We start from the raw sequence: 14,742 nt of genomic DNA, 5'->3' as shown, positions 1-14,742 counted from the left end.
GATGACTTTTATGTGTCATTCCCTTTTCTTTTCAATAAAAATTACTTTGTATAGTATCGGGTCAACTAAGGCTTAGCCGGGCCAAGTTTTCTTTACTTTTTGTGCATATTCGATATAATTAAAAAAGGGTAAATCGGAATCATTCTTAATTTAGGAGAAAAGGAGATGATAGCATGAATTCGCCTATCGTGTCTGTGAAAAATGTATCGTTCCGGTATAATGAACGGAAGGTACTTGAGAATATAAACTTTGACGTTCCAGAAGGCTCCTTTTTAGCTTTACTTGGTCCAAACGGTTCTGGGAAATCTACGTTGATCAAATTGATCCTCGGGTTACTTCCACCCCAAGACGGGAGTATCCGATTATTCGGTCAAACACGCAAGCAGTTTAATAATTGGGGGAAGGTTGGCTATGTTTCACAAAAGGCCAACAGTTTTAACAGCGGATTTCCGGCAACGGTTTTTGAAGTTGTTTCAATGGGTCTATATGGTAAAGTCGGGATGTTTCGTTTTTTAAAGCCACATCATAAAGATCGAGTCCACAAAGCGATTCAAACCGTAGGACTTGAGGAATATACTTATCAAAACATTGGAGAATTATCTGGCGGACAGCAGCAGCGTGCTTTTATCGCACGATCATTAGTGAGTGATCCGGAGTTGCTTATTTTGGATGAGCCTACGGTCGGAGTCGATGCTTCCTCCGTACAGGAATTTTATGAACTTTTGAAAAAATTGAATGTTAAGGCTGGAATAACGTTAATCCTTGTAACCCACGATGTCGGTCCTGTAACCAATCTTGTCTCGCATGTGGCATGCCTGAATAAGCAACTTCATTTCCATGGTGATACGAAGGATTATCAGCAGTTGGATAATAAGGATCTATCCTCGTTTTATGGACACGCCGTGCACATGGTTGATCATCAGCATTAAAGATTGGAGTGCAAACTTATGATAGAAGATTTTATCCAATATGATTTTATAAGGAATGCGGCGATTGTCGGAATAATGATTGGGTTTTTGGCTCCTCTGCTCGGCGTTTTTATTGTTGTGAGACGTCAGTCTTTAATTGCCGATGCGTTATCACATATTACGTTAGCTGGAATTGCGGCAAGCTTATTGTTGAGTAAACAATTCGTTGTGTTCAAAAATCTGAATCCGGTTTACATCGGAATGGCTTTTTCAGTGACAGGGTCGATATTGATTGAAAGGCTCCGGAAGGAATATAAGCATTACCAAGAGCTTGCGATCCCAATTATTTTATCGGTCGGAATTGGGTTGAGTGTCGTATTTATATCACTTGCAAATGGATTCAATACAGACCTGTTCAATTATTTATTCGGAAGCATCATTGCCGTTGGGGACACTGATGTTTGGATGGTATTTACTGTCCTGATCGTGGTCGTTTTCGCAATCATTGTCTTTTATAAAGAGCTTTTTTTGCTTTCATTTGATGAAGAACAAGCCCACGTTTCGGGGATTCGTTCAAGATTCATCCATTTTCTTTTTATGGTAATGGTGGCACTAGTAATAGCCGCTTCCATGCGGATAGTAGGAATTCTTCTCGTTTCATCGCTTATTACATTACCTGTGGCGGCAAGTATTCGAATTGCGACAGGCTTTAAAAAAGCGATTTTTTATGCGATAGTGTTTGGCGAAATGTCTGTTGTAAGTGGATTGATTTTTTCCTATTATTTCGATTTGGCTCCTGGCGGCACAATCGTTTTATTTGCTGCATTGATTTTAATATTCGTCATTGTCTGGAAAAAGTATCGCTATACATTTCATAAAAGGAAGACTGGTTAAAGCCAAGTTTTTGTGAAAGAGATAACGACAGTCCCACAGACAACATTAAGCTGAACTTGTACAGCTTAATGTTCTAAAAGCAAGGGAGGGAACTTCATGAACATCGCTGAAGCACTTTTAATATTAAAGGAAAATGGATTTAAATATACAAAAAAACGCGAGATGTTATTAACGCTTTTTGCCAACGAACGTCGGTACCTTTCTGCAAAGATCGTTCTTGAGCATATGAAAAGTTCTTATCCTGGAATCAGTTTTGACACGATATATCGAAACCTTTCAGTTTTTGCAGAGCTCGGAGTGTTGGAGGAAACTGAACTAGATGGCGAAAAACATTTTCGGTTTACTTGTTCAACGGATGGTCACCATCACCATGTAATTTGCTTAGATTGTGGAAAGACAAGGGCAATAGAATCCTGTCCAATGACCGATGTCAATGTAGGTAATTTTGCTGTAACAGACCATAAGTTTGAAATTTATGGTTATTGTACGGATTGTCATTGATCCCAGTTGCAGTACATTCAGTTGACATTGTTAAATGTGATGAAAGTATCGATTTTGAGGCACTCTAACCGTAAGGAGGAGATGCTATGCCAATCGTAAAATGTAATGTGTCGAATTGTACGTATTGGGCTGAAGGGAACAACTGCCATGCAGATGCAATTCTTGTCGAGATCGACGGACATGCAAATGAGCACTACGACCTGTCATCGAATGGAGAATTAGTAGGCGAAGCCAGCCATAAAGACAAGGCAAAGGATATTGCAGAAACCTGTTGTCACACATTCCATCCGAGACATTGACCTTTGATGAAAATTCCTTCCACAAAATAAAATTTAACTTTTAGGGAGGATGATCCGGCCTATATGAGCCAACTCATTCTCCTTTCCCTTTCGATATTAACAATGATTGTCATCATTAAAGCGGAGAAAGCAACGAATAATAAGAAGGCTCCTCCACTTTTAATGAAAGAGAGGGATTCCAATGGAAAATCGATTCGATCGTGAAAACGAAGAACGTAGAGAATATGAAAACGATTTTATGGAAGAAAGTGCAGCAGAAGTTCTCCCTCTTCCTGAGCAACAACGAGTGCGGGACACACGGAATGATGATCGCAATGATGATCGTATGGAGAGCAGTTATGAGGATGCAGATGATACAGAAGGAAGAGGTATCGGGATTTTTGCGATAGCCCTATCGATCGTATCCTTATTTTTTCTCCCGGTTTTACTAGGCGCAGCAGGAATCATCGTTGGTTTCTTTGCGCGAAGACGAGGAGCAACTACCCTTGGAAATTGGGCAATCGGATTAGGAATTGCATCAATCGTAGTAAGCCTTCTCTTTGCACCATTCTTCTAGGTAAAAAAGAACGGAGACGGTCATCTGACCGCCTCCGTTTATTTTATAGGAAAAAAATGTTTATTTGACCGTTTCAGCATCTTTGGCCATTTTGGCGTAATGCTCTTCTGCCAATTTATCGACTTCTTTTTTCAACTCATCAACCATTGTTTCTTCAGGAATTTTTCTGATGATTTCCCCATGACGGAACAACAATCCTTCGCCACGTGCACCGGCAATGCCGATATCTGCTTCACGAGCTTCTCCCGGCCCGTTTACAGCACATCCAAGAACGGCTACTTTTAGCGGTGCTTTGATTTTGGAAATATATTCCTCGACTTCATTCGCAATTGAAATCAGGTCGATTTCAATTCGTCCGCATGTTGGGCAGGAAATCAATGTCGCTGCATTCGCTGCAAGTCCGAATGTTTTGAGAAGCTCTCGAGCAACCTTGACCTCTTCAACGGGGTCGGCACTTAACGAAATTCTTACAGTATTTCCAATCCCTTTATTAAGAATGACACCGAGTCCTGCTGCACTTTTTACTGTACCAGCAAATAGTGTACCGGATTCGGTTATTCCGAGGTGTAGCGGGTAGTCAAATGCTTTTGAAGCTTTCTCGTACGCTTCAATTGCCAAACTGACGTCAGATGCCTTCATTGAGACGATGATGTCATGAAAATCTAAATCTTCAAGAATCTTTATATGACTTAAAGCACTTTCAACCATTCCATCTGCTGTTGGGTACCCGTATTTCTCCAAAAACTTCTTTTCAAGAGATCCAGCATTCACTCCGATTCGAATCGGAATTCCTTTTGCTTTAGCCGCTTTAACGACTGCTTCCACTTTTTCTTTACGGCCGATGTTTCCTGGATTGATTCGAATCTTATCCGCTCCACCTTCTATGGATTTTAAGGCGAGTTTATAATCAAAGTGGATATCCACCACAAGCGGAATATTGATCTGCTTCTTAATTTCCGAAATCGCTTCTGCTGCTCTCATATCAGGACAAGCTACCCGGACTATTTGACAGCCTGCTTCTTCTAATCGGTGAATTTCCTTTACAGTTGCTTCTACGTCATGTGTTTTTGTTGTCGTCATACTTTGAACAACGACTTCATCGTTTCCGCCAATCGTTAAATTACCAACTTTGACTGGACGTGTTTTCGTACGGTGAGTAATTTCACTCATTAATTAATCGCTCCTTTAAGGACGTCTCTAGTATGTTGAACATCCTCTACTACATATACGATTTCATTTTAGCAATTGAACGATGGATTTGGCAAGGAAAGGATGTTGTTATCGATAGATTGGAAATCGATATGTCCTATTCGCTTGTATAGCCTGTGCTGAAGTATCAACATTTAATTTTTCAAAATCCTTCACTGCTGTTTGGATTGGTACAGGTAGCTTTCCCTCATGGATTCGCTCTAAAATCGTAAGGACTGTTTCACCTGAACTTACTGTAATGTCTTTATAAGGTTGCTTAGGTTCTTTTTTTGCCTCTACAACCGGGGCTTGTATCGTGGAAGCGGTAGGAAGTGTACCAACCTTCAGATCAAAATAAATGCTATAAAATAATAGAATAAACATAATTGCTATAACTAGTTTTTTCACAAATGTTCACGTCCAATCTTTATCACTTAGTACATATATATGCTTGTCCCACTCAAATATGATGAAAGAATTAGGTGTATTCAGGAATACAAGAATCTAGTAAAATAAGGAAAGTACGTACAGAAAATCAATTTTACAACGTATGGTATAGAGAATTCTTTTACAAAGGGGAATACCAAACATGCGATTTAAAAAATGGATGATTGTAACGATTTTGGCTGTTTGCATGATACCAGCAGTAGTATTTGCAGATGCTGCACCTGGGGATGTGATTGTAACGTTGGGTGAGGATCTCTCTGAACAGCAGAAACAGCAATTACTTGAAGAGATGGACGTTCCAAACGATGTCCAAACGGTTACGGTATCAAATGAGGAAGAACATCAATACCTCGGTGACTATATATCAAAGGCACAAATCGGTACACGCGCAATTTCTTCAACAAAGATTACGATTGCAGAAGAGGGCGCCGGATTAAATGTAAAAACAAACAATATTGATTGGGTTACAGAAGAAATGTACGCAAATGCCTTAACAACTGCAGGTGTAACGGATGCTGACATTTATGTAACTGCACCGTTCGATGTTTCTGGGACAGCTGGATTGACTGGGATTTTAAAAGCGTATGAAGTAACAACCAATATTGAAATTCCGGAAGAGAAGAAACAAGTTGCCAATGAGGAAATGGTTCGAACCGTAAAATTAGGGGATCGTGTTGGAGCTGACAAGGCAACGGAATTGATGACAAAGATCAAGACGGAGCTTGCTGAAAACCCGGTGGAATCACTAGAAGACCTGCGTGCATTGATCGAACGAGTTGCAGAAGAAGTTGGAATCACACTCACAGAAGAAGAATTGAATGGTCTTGTTTCGTTGTTTGATCGAATGAAGGATTTGAACATCGATTGGAATGAAGTACAAACAAATCTTGAAAATGTACGTAATAATTTAAGTAAGTTCTTAAATAAAGAAGAAACGCAAAGCTTTATCCGTAGCATCTTAGATTTCTTTATTGCCATCATCGAAGCGATTAAAGGACTTTTCAAATAAATTGGAAGAGGGCAGACATAACGTCTTCCCTCTTTTTCTTATTCTATCGTTTTTTTCGGCATCGGCACTTTATAGATAACTGACGTTAGTATGGCTATTGCGACAAACCAATAGATGAAAAATTGTCCTGTGACAGTGATGCTGAATAATTTCATCAATACGAAAAATATCGTTGGCAACGTAACAGCATAAGCCGATAAAATCCAAAGTTGTTTGTAAGAAAGTTTACGTTTCATGACGCTCTTTATTAACAATCCGATCAGTGCAAGAACGGTAATCCCGATGAATTTTAGAGCGGTTGCAAAAATGTAGGTAACTATGATCACGATCGAAATGATAGCCGGTAGAAAAGAGCTTAACTGATCCAATATGTCCATGATATCTGATTTTGTAAAACTCGCATTCTGAAACATACTATACTCGACTGAATCGACCTTTCCTGCAGATTTAAGAAGAATTCGGTCTTGTAATATTGCAACGGTTTCATCATACTGATCTAGATCATCACGGGTGATTTCTCCCGTGGTATCAAAGATGAACGTTTGAAGACTATCCTGCTTAATTATTGGATCATCAATCTCGGAAGAGAGCTGTCCATCGCTTAATGTGAATTCGGGAACGTCCTGGTTGATTACTTGCTTAAAATCGGAAACCCCATTTGAAATCTTTAAAGCAAGATGGGTTCCTGTGAAAATATACGCAATCAACATCATTACAAATACATATCCGATCGTTTTACCGATTTTCTGAAAACGAAACATGGCCATTGTTTTAGGTGAATAAAGGCTTATGGCAAATTGTTTAAATATATTCATGATTTCCCCCTTTATAGAATCATTGTATCTTTGTCGTAAAGAACGGACAAGTTAAAAATCAGTAAAAGAGGGAAGTAACAATAAAGTGTACAAACAATAATATTAAATTTACTTAAATCTCTTTACAAACAATTTAAAAATAGTTAATAATGAATGGGGCAATTTGTGTCGAAAATAATGTGTGGGAGTTGAAAATTTTTGGATCTCAACATTCAGCAAATGATATTTGAGTTTCTCGGTGGTCTCGGTATTTTCCTTTTCGGGATCAAGTATATGGGGGACGGCCTGCAAAATGCAGCGGGTGACCGTCTAAGAGATATTTTGGACCGGTTTACATCGAATCCGTTCATGGGTGTCCTTGCTGGGGCGATTGTAACGATTTTAATCCAATCAAGCTCTGGTACAACCGTACTAACAGTTGGGCTTGTTAATGCAGGGTTTATGACACTCCGACAGGCGATAGGAGTTGTGATGGGAGCGAACATCGGGACGACGATCACTGCTTTTATCATCGGTATTGATATAGGAGCATACTCTTTACCAATTGTGGCAGCCGGAACTTTTCTTATCTTTTTCTTCAATTCGAAAAAAGCTAAAAACATCGGTCAAATCATTTTTGGATTCGGTGCACTATTTTATGGTTTGGAATTGATGGGTGACGGAATGAGACCGTTACGAACTCTTGAAGCCTTCCGTGATCTTACGGCAACAATGAGTGAGAATCCAATTCTCGGTGTAGTCATCGGTACGTTGTTTACTGTGATCGTACAGAGCTCAAGTGCGACAATCGGTATCCTTCAGGAATTATATGCACAAGGTACCATTGGTTTACATGCAGCGTTGCCAGTCCTGTTTGGTGATAACATCGGTACGACGATTACAGCAGTATTAGCTTCGATTGGAGCAAGTGTTGCAGCAAGAAGAGCGGCAGCGACACACGTGATTTTCAACCTGCTTGGAACGACAATCTTCTTACTATTACTCGTTCCATTTACTTACCTTGTAGAATTTTTAACAAACTGGTTAAATTTAGATCCGAAAATGCAAATAGCGTATGCTCATGGAACTTTTAACATATCAAATACACTAATTCAATTTTGGTTCATTGGAGTGTTAGCCTATATCGTAACAAAGCTTATCCCAGGTGAAGACAGTACAATCGACCACAAAGCGAAGCACCTTGATCCGATTTTCCTTGAACGCTCTCCTGCGGTTGCTATTGGACAAGCCAAACTTGAAGTGTTGCGCATGGCAGATTTTGCAAAACAAGGCTTAACAGAAGCATTTAAATACCTTGATACGAATGATAAGCGAAATGCTGAAAAAACCTATCAATACGAAGAAGCGATCAACAATTTAGATCAACGTATCACCGATTATTTAGTAAAGCTTTCGTCCTATACACTGACCGCCCATGATTCTGAGCAACATTCGATTCTTATGGATTCTGTCCGTGATATCGAACGGATCGGGGATCATATGGAAAATATCATTGAGCTGATCGAGTATCAGTTAGCACATAAAGTCGTTATTTCTGATAAAGCATTCAGTGACTTAGAAGAAATGTTCCAGCTTACAATGTCGACGATTGATGAAGCATTCATGGCAATGGAACATGACGACAAAGAAAAAGCACAAAAAGTTGTAAAAATGGAAGATGCAATCGATAAAATGGAGCGAACGCTACGTAAGCAACACATCCTTCGTTTAAATGAAGGCAAGTGTAGTGGTGCGGCAGGAATCGTTTTTGTTGATATTCTTAGCAATCTTGAACGTATTGGTGATCATGCAGTAAACATTGCTGAATATGTGTTAGGAGAAGAAGAATAAATGGAACTTACTACATGGCTGGTAGTCGGATTACTCTTTTTACTGTCCTTTGTGGGGCTTATTTATCCGATTTTACCGGCTTCATTTTTTCTAATTGGCGGATTTCTTGTTTATGGATGGTTGGAAGGCTTCGAACAGCTAACAATCATGTTCTGGATTATACAGGGCATTCTCATTCTTCTGCTTTATGTAACCGACTATGCAAGTAATTATTTTGGAGTTCAAAAACGTGGTGGAAGTAAATATGCAATCTGGGGGAGTACCATCGGTTTGATTATTGGACCAATCGTTATTCCGATTATTGGTATTTTGATAGGACCATTTGCAGGAGCAATAATAGGTGAGGCAATCCATCAAAAGGGCAATCTGAAACAAGCCGTTCAGGTTGGAATAGGTTCGTTGCTTGGCTTTATTGGTGGTACTGCGATCAAACTTATAATCCAGGTCGGTATGATTATTTATTTCTTTATTCAAGTGCTTGGTTGATACTTATCCAACAGTAAAAAATCACTTGCGAACAACGAGAAAATTTGAGTTGCACACGGGGACGGAACGTGATATATTATGTTTTGTCCCTGTTTTGTGACAACTCAAATTACCAACAACAAAAGGTTTGACTGGTAGTCATAAAAATGATATACTTGTTTCTGTCGTTAAAAAATCTTTATCAAGATTATTCCACAGTAGCTCAGTGGTAGAGCTATCGGCTGTTAACCGATCGGTCGCAGGTTCGAGTCCTGCCTGTGGAGCCATGGCGGTGTAGCTCAGCTGGCTAGAGCGTACGGTTCATACCCGTGAGGTCGGGGGTTCGATCCCCTCCGCCGCTACCATGATATTTAAACCATGGCGATTGTGGCGAAGTGGTTAACGCACCGGATTGTGGTTCCGGCATTCGTGGGTTCGATTCCCATCAGTCGCCCCAATTAATGCATACATAACTTTATATATATGGACCCTTAGCTCAGTTGGTCAGAGCAGTCGGCTCATAACCGATTGGTCGTAGGTTCGAGTCCTACAGGGTCCACCATTCACACTGATTTAGCTAACGGAGGTATACCCAAGTCTGGCTGAAGGGAGCGGTCTTGAAAACCGCCAGGGGCGTAACAGCCCGCGGGGGTTCGAATCCCTCTACCTCCTCCATTTTTTTATCATACTATCGTCGCGGGGTGGAGCAGTCTGGTAGCTCGTCGGGCTCATAACCCGAAGGTCATAGGTTCAAATCCTATCCCCGCAACCAATTTAAGTTCATTGCACTACGTCGAATAGTCATCGAGGTTCAATGAACATCAGTAGTACCCGTCAGGGTGCAACCAATTTAAGTTCATTGCACTACGTCGAATAGTCATCGAGGTTCAATGAACATCAGTAGTACCCGTCAGGGTGCAACCAATTTAATATTTATGGCTCGATAGCTCAGTCGGTAGAGCAGAGGACTGAAAATCCTCGTGTCGGCGGTTCGATTCCGTCTCGAGCCACCATTTTGATCAACTTCTTTCTAAAAAAGAAGTTTTTTTGTTTGTTGGAAACAAAAACCCTCAGTGTTTAAAAATTGAATCCATAGGGTAAATTTGATATTGTTAATGATGAAGGCACCCGAAAGGTGTTTTAATGAGACTACATATTATTAAAGGAGGAGATTCACCTTGGCTAAACACGAACTACCTGCATTACCTTACGAAGCTAACGCATTAGAACCACACATTGACTCAGAAACAATGAACATCCACCATGGTAAACACCATAACGCTTATGTTACGAAACTTAACGATGCACTTGATGGTCACAATGATCTTCAGGACAAAGGCATTGAAGCACTTGTAAGTAACCTTGATGCTGTTCCGGAAAACATTCGTACCGCAGTACGTAACAATGGTGGAGGACACGCCAACCATACATTATTCTGGCAAATTTTAAGCCCGAACGGTGGCGGAGAACCTACAGGTGAATTAGCAGAAGCGATCAACTCCAAATTTGGAAACTTTGACAAGTTCAAAGAGCAATTCGCAAATGCAGCAGCTACCCGTTTCGGTTCTGGCTGGGCATGGCTTGTTGTTAACAATGGTGAGCTTGAAGTTACAAGCACTCCGAATCAAGACACTCCGTTAATGGAAGGCAAGACACCTGTTCTTGGCTTGGATGTTTGGGAGCATGCATACTACTTGAATTATCAAAACCGTCGTCCTGACTACATTTCAGCTTTTTGGAATGTTGTAAACTGGGATGAAGTTACGAAGCGTTATAACAACGCAAAATAAGTTAACTGGGTTGACATCTCGTCTGGGGAAATCCTAGGCGGGGTGTTTTTTATTGTGGTTACATTGTTCAACCTACATCAAGATTTGTTTTTCCGAGTTTCCTTAACGGTTGGAAGTTTGACAAATGGAGCATGCGAATTTCATAACCTACAGATAGGAATTGTGAAATCAGTAAATCAAGCAATACATTTCCCTCTTCAATATCCTCATAGGAAAAAACAACCGTAAATTGCTTTTCACAGAATAATAAAACTGAATTGCACCCCAATGAAACCTCCGTGTACAGTCCTTTTACAGTCTGCTGCACACATTTATTTCCATTCTTAAATAGATCCTGATTTAAAAGTTCAATCCTCACTGTTACCTCGTTCATCCCGTTTTCATGCTGTATTAAAAATTGATACATTTCATTCGACTCCTTCCTAAAGCTAATAGCCATGGGCTTTTAGATGATTGTCACCTCCATGCAACGACCGCTTTTAAGAATAACGATATCGGTTTAAGGAACACTATTGTTGTGAGTAAAGGGGAGACGAACATCATGAAAGTATTGCAAAAAATGATGGGTAATATGGAGATAACAAAAGACCTTTTGATGCTCTTGATAATCGGAGGACTTTATTCGCTCAGTATTGCCCTTTCGAATACATTCGTAAACGTTTTTCTATGGAAGCAATCCGGTCAGTTTATTGATATTGCTGTATACAATTTATCAATTGTGGTCTTTCAACCGATTACATTTATATTAGCTGGGCGGTTAGCTAAGCGGATCGATCGAGTCATTGTGCTCCGGCTCGGGGTGACGAGTTTGTCGATTTTTTATTTAACTGTCCTGTTACTTGGAGACCGTACAGATGAATTTCTAATCCTTCTTGGTGGATTACAAGGAATTGGTATGGGGTTTTACTGGCTGGCGTTCAATGTACTTACGTTCGAAATAACGGAACCTGACACAAGGGATTTTTTTAATGGATTTCTCGGTCTGCTGACTTCACTTGCTGGAATGGTTGGACCGTTTTTAGCGGGTTGGATCATTACGCGCATGGACCAGATGATTGGTTACAAAACGATTTTTGCCATTTCATTGACCTTATTCTTCGGTGCAGTCATTATCAGTTTCATGTTGAATCGAAGGACAGCCAAAGGAATTTTTTCTTTTGGAAGGATTTTGGCTGAGCGTAAAAAGAACCACAATTGGAACAGAATATTGTACGCCCACTTTTTTCAAGGATTGCGGGAAGGAACCTTTATTTTCGTCATCGTTGTTTGGGTGTTCATTACAACAAAGAGCGAGTTGGCGTTAGGTACATATGGTTTGATTAATTCAGCCGTTGCCTTTCTTGCTTATTTTGTCGCGACTCGATACATTAAGACCGCTTACAGAAAAAAGGCGATTTTTTTTGGAGGTCTAATCCTTTATGCAGCACTTTTCCTAATTCTATTCGATCTTAGTTATGCGAAGCTTTTGACCTACGGTGTCATTATCTCCATCGCATATCCCATCCTTCTGGTTCCTTATGTATCCATGACTTACGACATCATAGGGAGAAGCTGGAATGCACGTGAAATGCGTATTGAGTACATTGTTGTCAGAGAGGTATTTCTAAATATTGGCAGAATTACATCCATTGTGTTGTTCATAATCACGATTACCTTATTTAACGGTCAAGAAAGTATCCGTTATTTACTTCCTATTGTCGGGATTGGTCACTTCTTGATCTACTTTTGCATACGCTCCATTCATCTTCCGCCCTTGTCTGACAATAACGTCGTACTATCGAATGAAAATGGATCCAACGGGTAAGTTTTTCTTTTTTTTAATATAAGATTACGTTACAATAAATATCGGAAATCACTATTAAAAAGGCACCTTTTTTTCTAGGTGTCTATTTTACATAAAAGGAGAGGAATCATGAGGGGACAAAAGAAAAAGAAAAATCACGTCCCTTTTCGCTTGAACATTTTGTTTCTTGCCGTATTTCTATTGTTTTCCATGCTGATTTTACGATTAGGTGTCGTACAAATCGTTCATGGCAACTCTTACAAGGCTGAAGCAGAACGAACAGAGAACATCACAGCGAAGTTGGATGCACCACGAGGTAAAATGTACGATCGGTACGGCAGGGTCGTCGTCGATAACAAGCCTGTTTTTTCAATCACCTATTCCCGGACGAACCAGACAACATCCGAAGAGATTTATCAAACAGCAAAAAAGTTATCCCAATATATTAATAAGAGCTCTGAAGATTTAACCACACGTGACATTAAAGATTTTTATCTAACCTTTAAATCAAATAAAGCACATGTCTATAATCGGTTATTAACGGAAAGAGAAAAAGATAAACTTGATGATACAGAAGAATATCAACTCGTTATTGATCGCCTTGAACCTGAAAACATATCTTTATCGAAAAAAGAGCAGGAAATTGCGGCGACTTGGCGTGAAATGGTCAGTGGATACGCTATGACTCCACAACGTATCAAAATGGGAGCTACCCAAAAAGAAATAGCCGTGATCAGTGAACACCTAGAACAATTCAATGGAATGGTCGACATCAAGCCGGATGCGACTCGTACCTATCCATATGGTAATACGCTGAGATCGATATTTGGTCAAGTAGGTCAAATACCACGGGAATTGGTAAAGGGTTATGTTTTAACAGGAAGAGACCGTAATGACCTAGTAGGGACGAGTTTCCTCGAGGAACAATACGAATCGCTGCTTCAAGGGACCAAGACGAAAATCAAATATATTACCGATAAAGCAGGAAACCCTATCGGAGAGCCAATTGAAACTAAAGGACACAGAGGGTTGGATCTTGTCCTGACAATTGATATGGAACTACAAAAAAAGGTTGGAGAAATCGTTGAACAAAGAATTTTGGAAGCGAGAGAAATTCCTGCAAACCACCAACTAAAAAGTGCATATGTTGTCATGATGAATCCACAAACTGGTGAGATTTATTCGATGGTCGGTAAAAAACTAGAAGATGGTAAGTTTCAAAATGTTCCATACGGTAACGTCTATAACCAGTATCCGATGGGATCGACAGTTAAAGCAGCGACTGTATTAACCGGGTACCAGACCGGTGTCATCAAACCGGGGACCGTCCTTTACGATACACCGCTAAAGCTTCCAGGTACTGATGTAAAGAAATCCTATAAGAATATGGGCTATATTAATGATCTACAAGCACTTCAAATGTCCTCGAACGTGTACATGTTCCGAATTGCGATGAGAATCGGAGGTTATGATTTCAGTGAAAAGGAAGGATTCAATCATCCAGTAGAATCCTATCGGACGATGCGGTATTATTTTAACCAATTTGGTTTAGGCGTACCGACCGGCATCGATCTTCCGTACGAAGGTGATGGTTACAACGGTGGGGTACAGGCACTCGGTAACCTGATGGACATGGGGATTGGACAGTTTGATACGTATACACCAATGCAAATGGTCCAGTATATTTCTACGGTGGCTAACGATGGATATCGTATGCAACCCCATTTATTGAAAGGGGTGCGGAAACCGAATGCTGGGACTGATCAATTAGGGGAAATCGTATACCAGTTCGAAGCCAATGTCCTAAACCGTATCGATATGAAGCAAAAATGGATCGAACGTGTCCAAAGAGGGTTATGGATGGTCATGAATACGAAAGACGGAACAGCTAACCATGCGTTTAAGGATGTTGAAGGCTATGTGCCTGCTGGAAAAACAGGTACAGCAGAATACAAAGACTCATATAATCTAACGCTTGTCGGATATGCTCCGTATGACAAGCCGGAGGTTGCATTTGCAGTTGTTGTCCCTTTTGCAGAACAAGGCGGTATTAACAATTACATTGGTCGTGATATTCTTGACGCTTATTTTGAATTGAAAAAAAGCGGTCATTCGAAGGATTTACTTAGCAAAAAGGAATCTTCTAGGAAAGAAGTACAATAGAATAGACAAAAATAAACTGACTCGTAAGTTTTGCTAAAGACGGTTATATTACGTACATGCAGAGCTAATATCGGGTCAGCTTTTTTGTGTTATA

The 14,742-nt window shown here is 40.1% G+C and carries 15 protein-coding genes and 7 tRNA genes; 18 read left to right on the top strand and 4 right to left on the bottom strand.

Annotation, left to right across the window (positions count from 1 at the left end; translation table 11 throughout):
* Positions 1 to 173 precede the first annotated feature (173 nt).
* The 5 genes from MOJ78_RS13840 (at position 174) to MOJ78_RS13820 (ending at position 3,158) form a co-directional block, all read left to right on the top strand.
* The gene (locus MOJ78_RS13840) at positions 174 to 929 is read left to right on the top strand and encodes a metal ABC transporter ATP-binding protein (protein ID WP_304977924.1); all 756 of its coding nucleotides are present in this window, start codon (positions 174 to 176) and stop codon (positions 927 to 929) included.
* Between the two features lie 18 nt (positions 930 to 947).
* Complete coding sequence (locus MOJ78_RS13835) at positions 948 to 1,802, top strand: metal ABC transporter permease (RefSeq protein ID WP_304977923.1); 855 nt, start codon at positions 948 to 950, stop codon at positions 1,800 to 1,802.
* A 96-nt stretch (positions 1,803 to 1,898) separates the two neighbouring features.
* Entirely contained in the window at positions 1,899 to 2,303 is a 405-nt protein-coding gene (locus MOJ78_RS13830) for a Fur family transcriptional regulator (protein WP_304977922.1), read from the top strand.
* 86 nt (positions 2,304 to 2,389) lie between these two features.
* A complete protein-coding gene (locus tag MOJ78_RS13825; RefSeq protein WP_304977921.1) occupies positions 2,390 to 2,602 on the top strand; it encodes a DUF1540 domain-containing protein in 213 nt (70 codons plus the stop codon).
* A 181-nt stretch (positions 2,603 to 2,783) separates the two neighbouring features.
* Positions 2,784 to 3,158, top strand: coding sequence for a DUF4190 domain-containing protein (locus MOJ78_RS13820; protein WP_304977920.1), 375 nt, complete (start codon positions 2,784 to 2,786; stop codon positions 3,156 to 3,158).
* Between the two features lie 60 nt (positions 3,159 to 3,218).
* Here the strand turns inward: MOJ78_RS13820 and ispG are convergent, their stop codons facing one another.
* Both ispG and MOJ78_RS13810 read right to left on the bottom strand, forming a co-directional pair.
* On the bottom strand, positions 3,219 to 4,328 hold the full coding sequence (gene ispG, locus MOJ78_RS13815; protein ID WP_304977919.1) for a flavodoxin-dependent (E)-4-hydroxy-3-methylbut-2-enyl-diphosphate synthase: 1,110 nt from the start codon (positions 4,326 to 4,328) through the stop codon (positions 3,219 to 3,221).
* 108 nt (positions 4,329 to 4,436) lie between these two features.
* On the bottom strand, positions 4,437 to 4,754 hold the full coding sequence (locus tag MOJ78_RS13810) for a hypothetical protein (protein WP_304977918.1): 318 nt from the start codon (positions 4,752 to 4,754) through the stop codon (positions 4,437 to 4,439).
* Between the two features lie 181 nt (positions 4,755 to 4,935).
* On the opposite strand from MOJ78_RS13810, the gene MOJ78_RS13805 reads away from it, so the two are divergent.
* Entirely contained in the window at positions 4,936 to 5,802 is an 867-nt protein-coding gene (locus MOJ78_RS13805; protein WP_304977917.1) for a DUF1002 domain-containing protein, read from the top strand.
* A gap of 38 nt (positions 5,803 to 5,840) precedes the next feature.
* Here the strand turns inward: MOJ78_RS13805 and MOJ78_RS13800 are convergent, their stop codons facing one another.
* Positions 5,841 to 6,617 carry a DUF1189 domain-containing protein gene (locus tag MOJ78_RS13800; protein WP_304977916.1) on the bottom strand — a complete coding sequence of 259 codons (777 nt, stop codon included), beginning with the start codon at positions 6,615 to 6,617 and terminating at the stop codon, positions 5,841 to 5,843.
* A gap of 198 nt (positions 6,618 to 6,815) precedes the next feature.
* Here MOJ78_RS13800 and MOJ78_RS13795 point away from each other — a divergent pair, with 198 nt between their 5' ends.
* From MOJ78_RS13795 to MOJ78_RS13750, 10 genes are all read left to right on the top strand, one after another.
* A complete protein-coding gene (locus MOJ78_RS13795) occupies positions 6,816 to 8,447 on the top strand; it encodes a Na/Pi cotransporter family protein (protein ID WP_304977915.1) in 1,632 nt (543 codons plus the stop codon).
* The gene (locus MOJ78_RS13790) at positions 8,448 to 8,933 is read left to right on the top strand and encodes a DUF456 domain-containing protein (RefSeq protein ID WP_304977914.1); all 486 of its coding nucleotides are present in this window, start codon (positions 8,448 to 8,450) and stop codon (positions 8,931 to 8,933) included.
* Positions 8,934 to 9,124: 191 nt separating this feature from the next.
* Positions 9,125 to 9,199: transfer RNA gene (locus tag MOJ78_RS13785), tRNA-Asn, on the top strand.
* Position 9,200: 1 nt separating this feature from the next.
* Positions 9,201 to 9,277, top strand: a tRNA-Met gene (locus MOJ78_RS13780).
* Positions 9,278 to 9,293: 16 nt separating this feature from the next.
* Positions 9,294 to 9,369: transfer RNA gene (locus MOJ78_RS13775), tRNA-His, on the top strand.
* A 28-nt stretch (positions 9,370 to 9,397) separates the two neighbouring features.
* Positions 9,398 to 9,474 (top strand) — tRNA-Ile (locus MOJ78_RS13770).
* A gap of 20 nt (positions 9,475 to 9,494) precedes the next feature.
* Positions 9,495 to 9,587, top strand: a tRNA-Ser gene (locus MOJ78_RS13765).
* Positions 9,588 to 9,607: 20 nt separating this feature from the next.
* A tRNA-Met gene (locus MOJ78_RS13760) sits at positions 9,608 to 9,684 on the top strand.
* Positions 9,685 to 9,849: 165 nt separating this feature from the next.
* Positions 9,850 to 9,925, top strand: a tRNA-Phe gene (locus tag MOJ78_RS13755).
* A 165-nt stretch (positions 9,926 to 10,090) separates the two neighbouring features.
* The gene (locus tag MOJ78_RS13750) at positions 10,091 to 10,702 is read left to right on the top strand and encodes a superoxide dismutase (protein WP_304977913.1); all 612 of its coding nucleotides are present in this window, start codon (positions 10,091 to 10,093) and stop codon (positions 10,700 to 10,702) included.
* A gap of 67 nt (positions 10,703 to 10,769) precedes the next feature.
* Here the strand turns inward: MOJ78_RS13750 and MOJ78_RS13745 are convergent, their stop codons facing one another.
* Positions 10,770 to 11,108 carry a hypothetical protein gene (locus MOJ78_RS13745; RefSeq protein ID WP_304977912.1) on the bottom strand — a complete coding sequence of 113 codons (339 nt, stop codon included), beginning with the start codon at positions 11,106 to 11,108 and terminating at the stop codon, positions 10,770 to 10,772.
* A gap of 135 nt (positions 11,109 to 11,243) precedes the next feature.
* Between MOJ78_RS13745 and MOJ78_RS13740 the strand changes: the two genes are divergently transcribed.
* Both MOJ78_RS13740 and MOJ78_RS13735 read left to right on the top strand, forming a co-directional pair.
* Positions 11,244 to 12,506: an MFS transporter gene (locus MOJ78_RS13740; protein ID WP_304977911.1), complete on the top strand. Its 1,263-nt coding sequence runs from the start codon at positions 11,244 to 11,246 to the stop codon at positions 12,504 to 12,506.
* A gap of 108 nt (positions 12,507 to 12,614) precedes the next feature.
* Positions 12,615 to 14,648, top strand: coding sequence for a peptidoglycan D,D-transpeptidase FtsI family protein (locus MOJ78_RS13735; RefSeq protein WP_304977910.1), 2,034 nt, complete (start codon positions 12,615 to 12,617; stop codon positions 14,646 to 14,648).
* The last annotated feature ends 94 nt before the right edge of the window (positions 14,649 to 14,742 follow it).

Origin of the sequence: Alkalihalobacillus sp. AL-G, from assembly GCF_030643805.1 — a bacterium.
Lineage (GTDB): Bacteria > Bacillota > Bacilli > Bacillales > Fictibacillaceae > Pseudalkalibacillus.
This window is presented reverse-complemented; position numbering and strand designations above follow the sequence as displayed.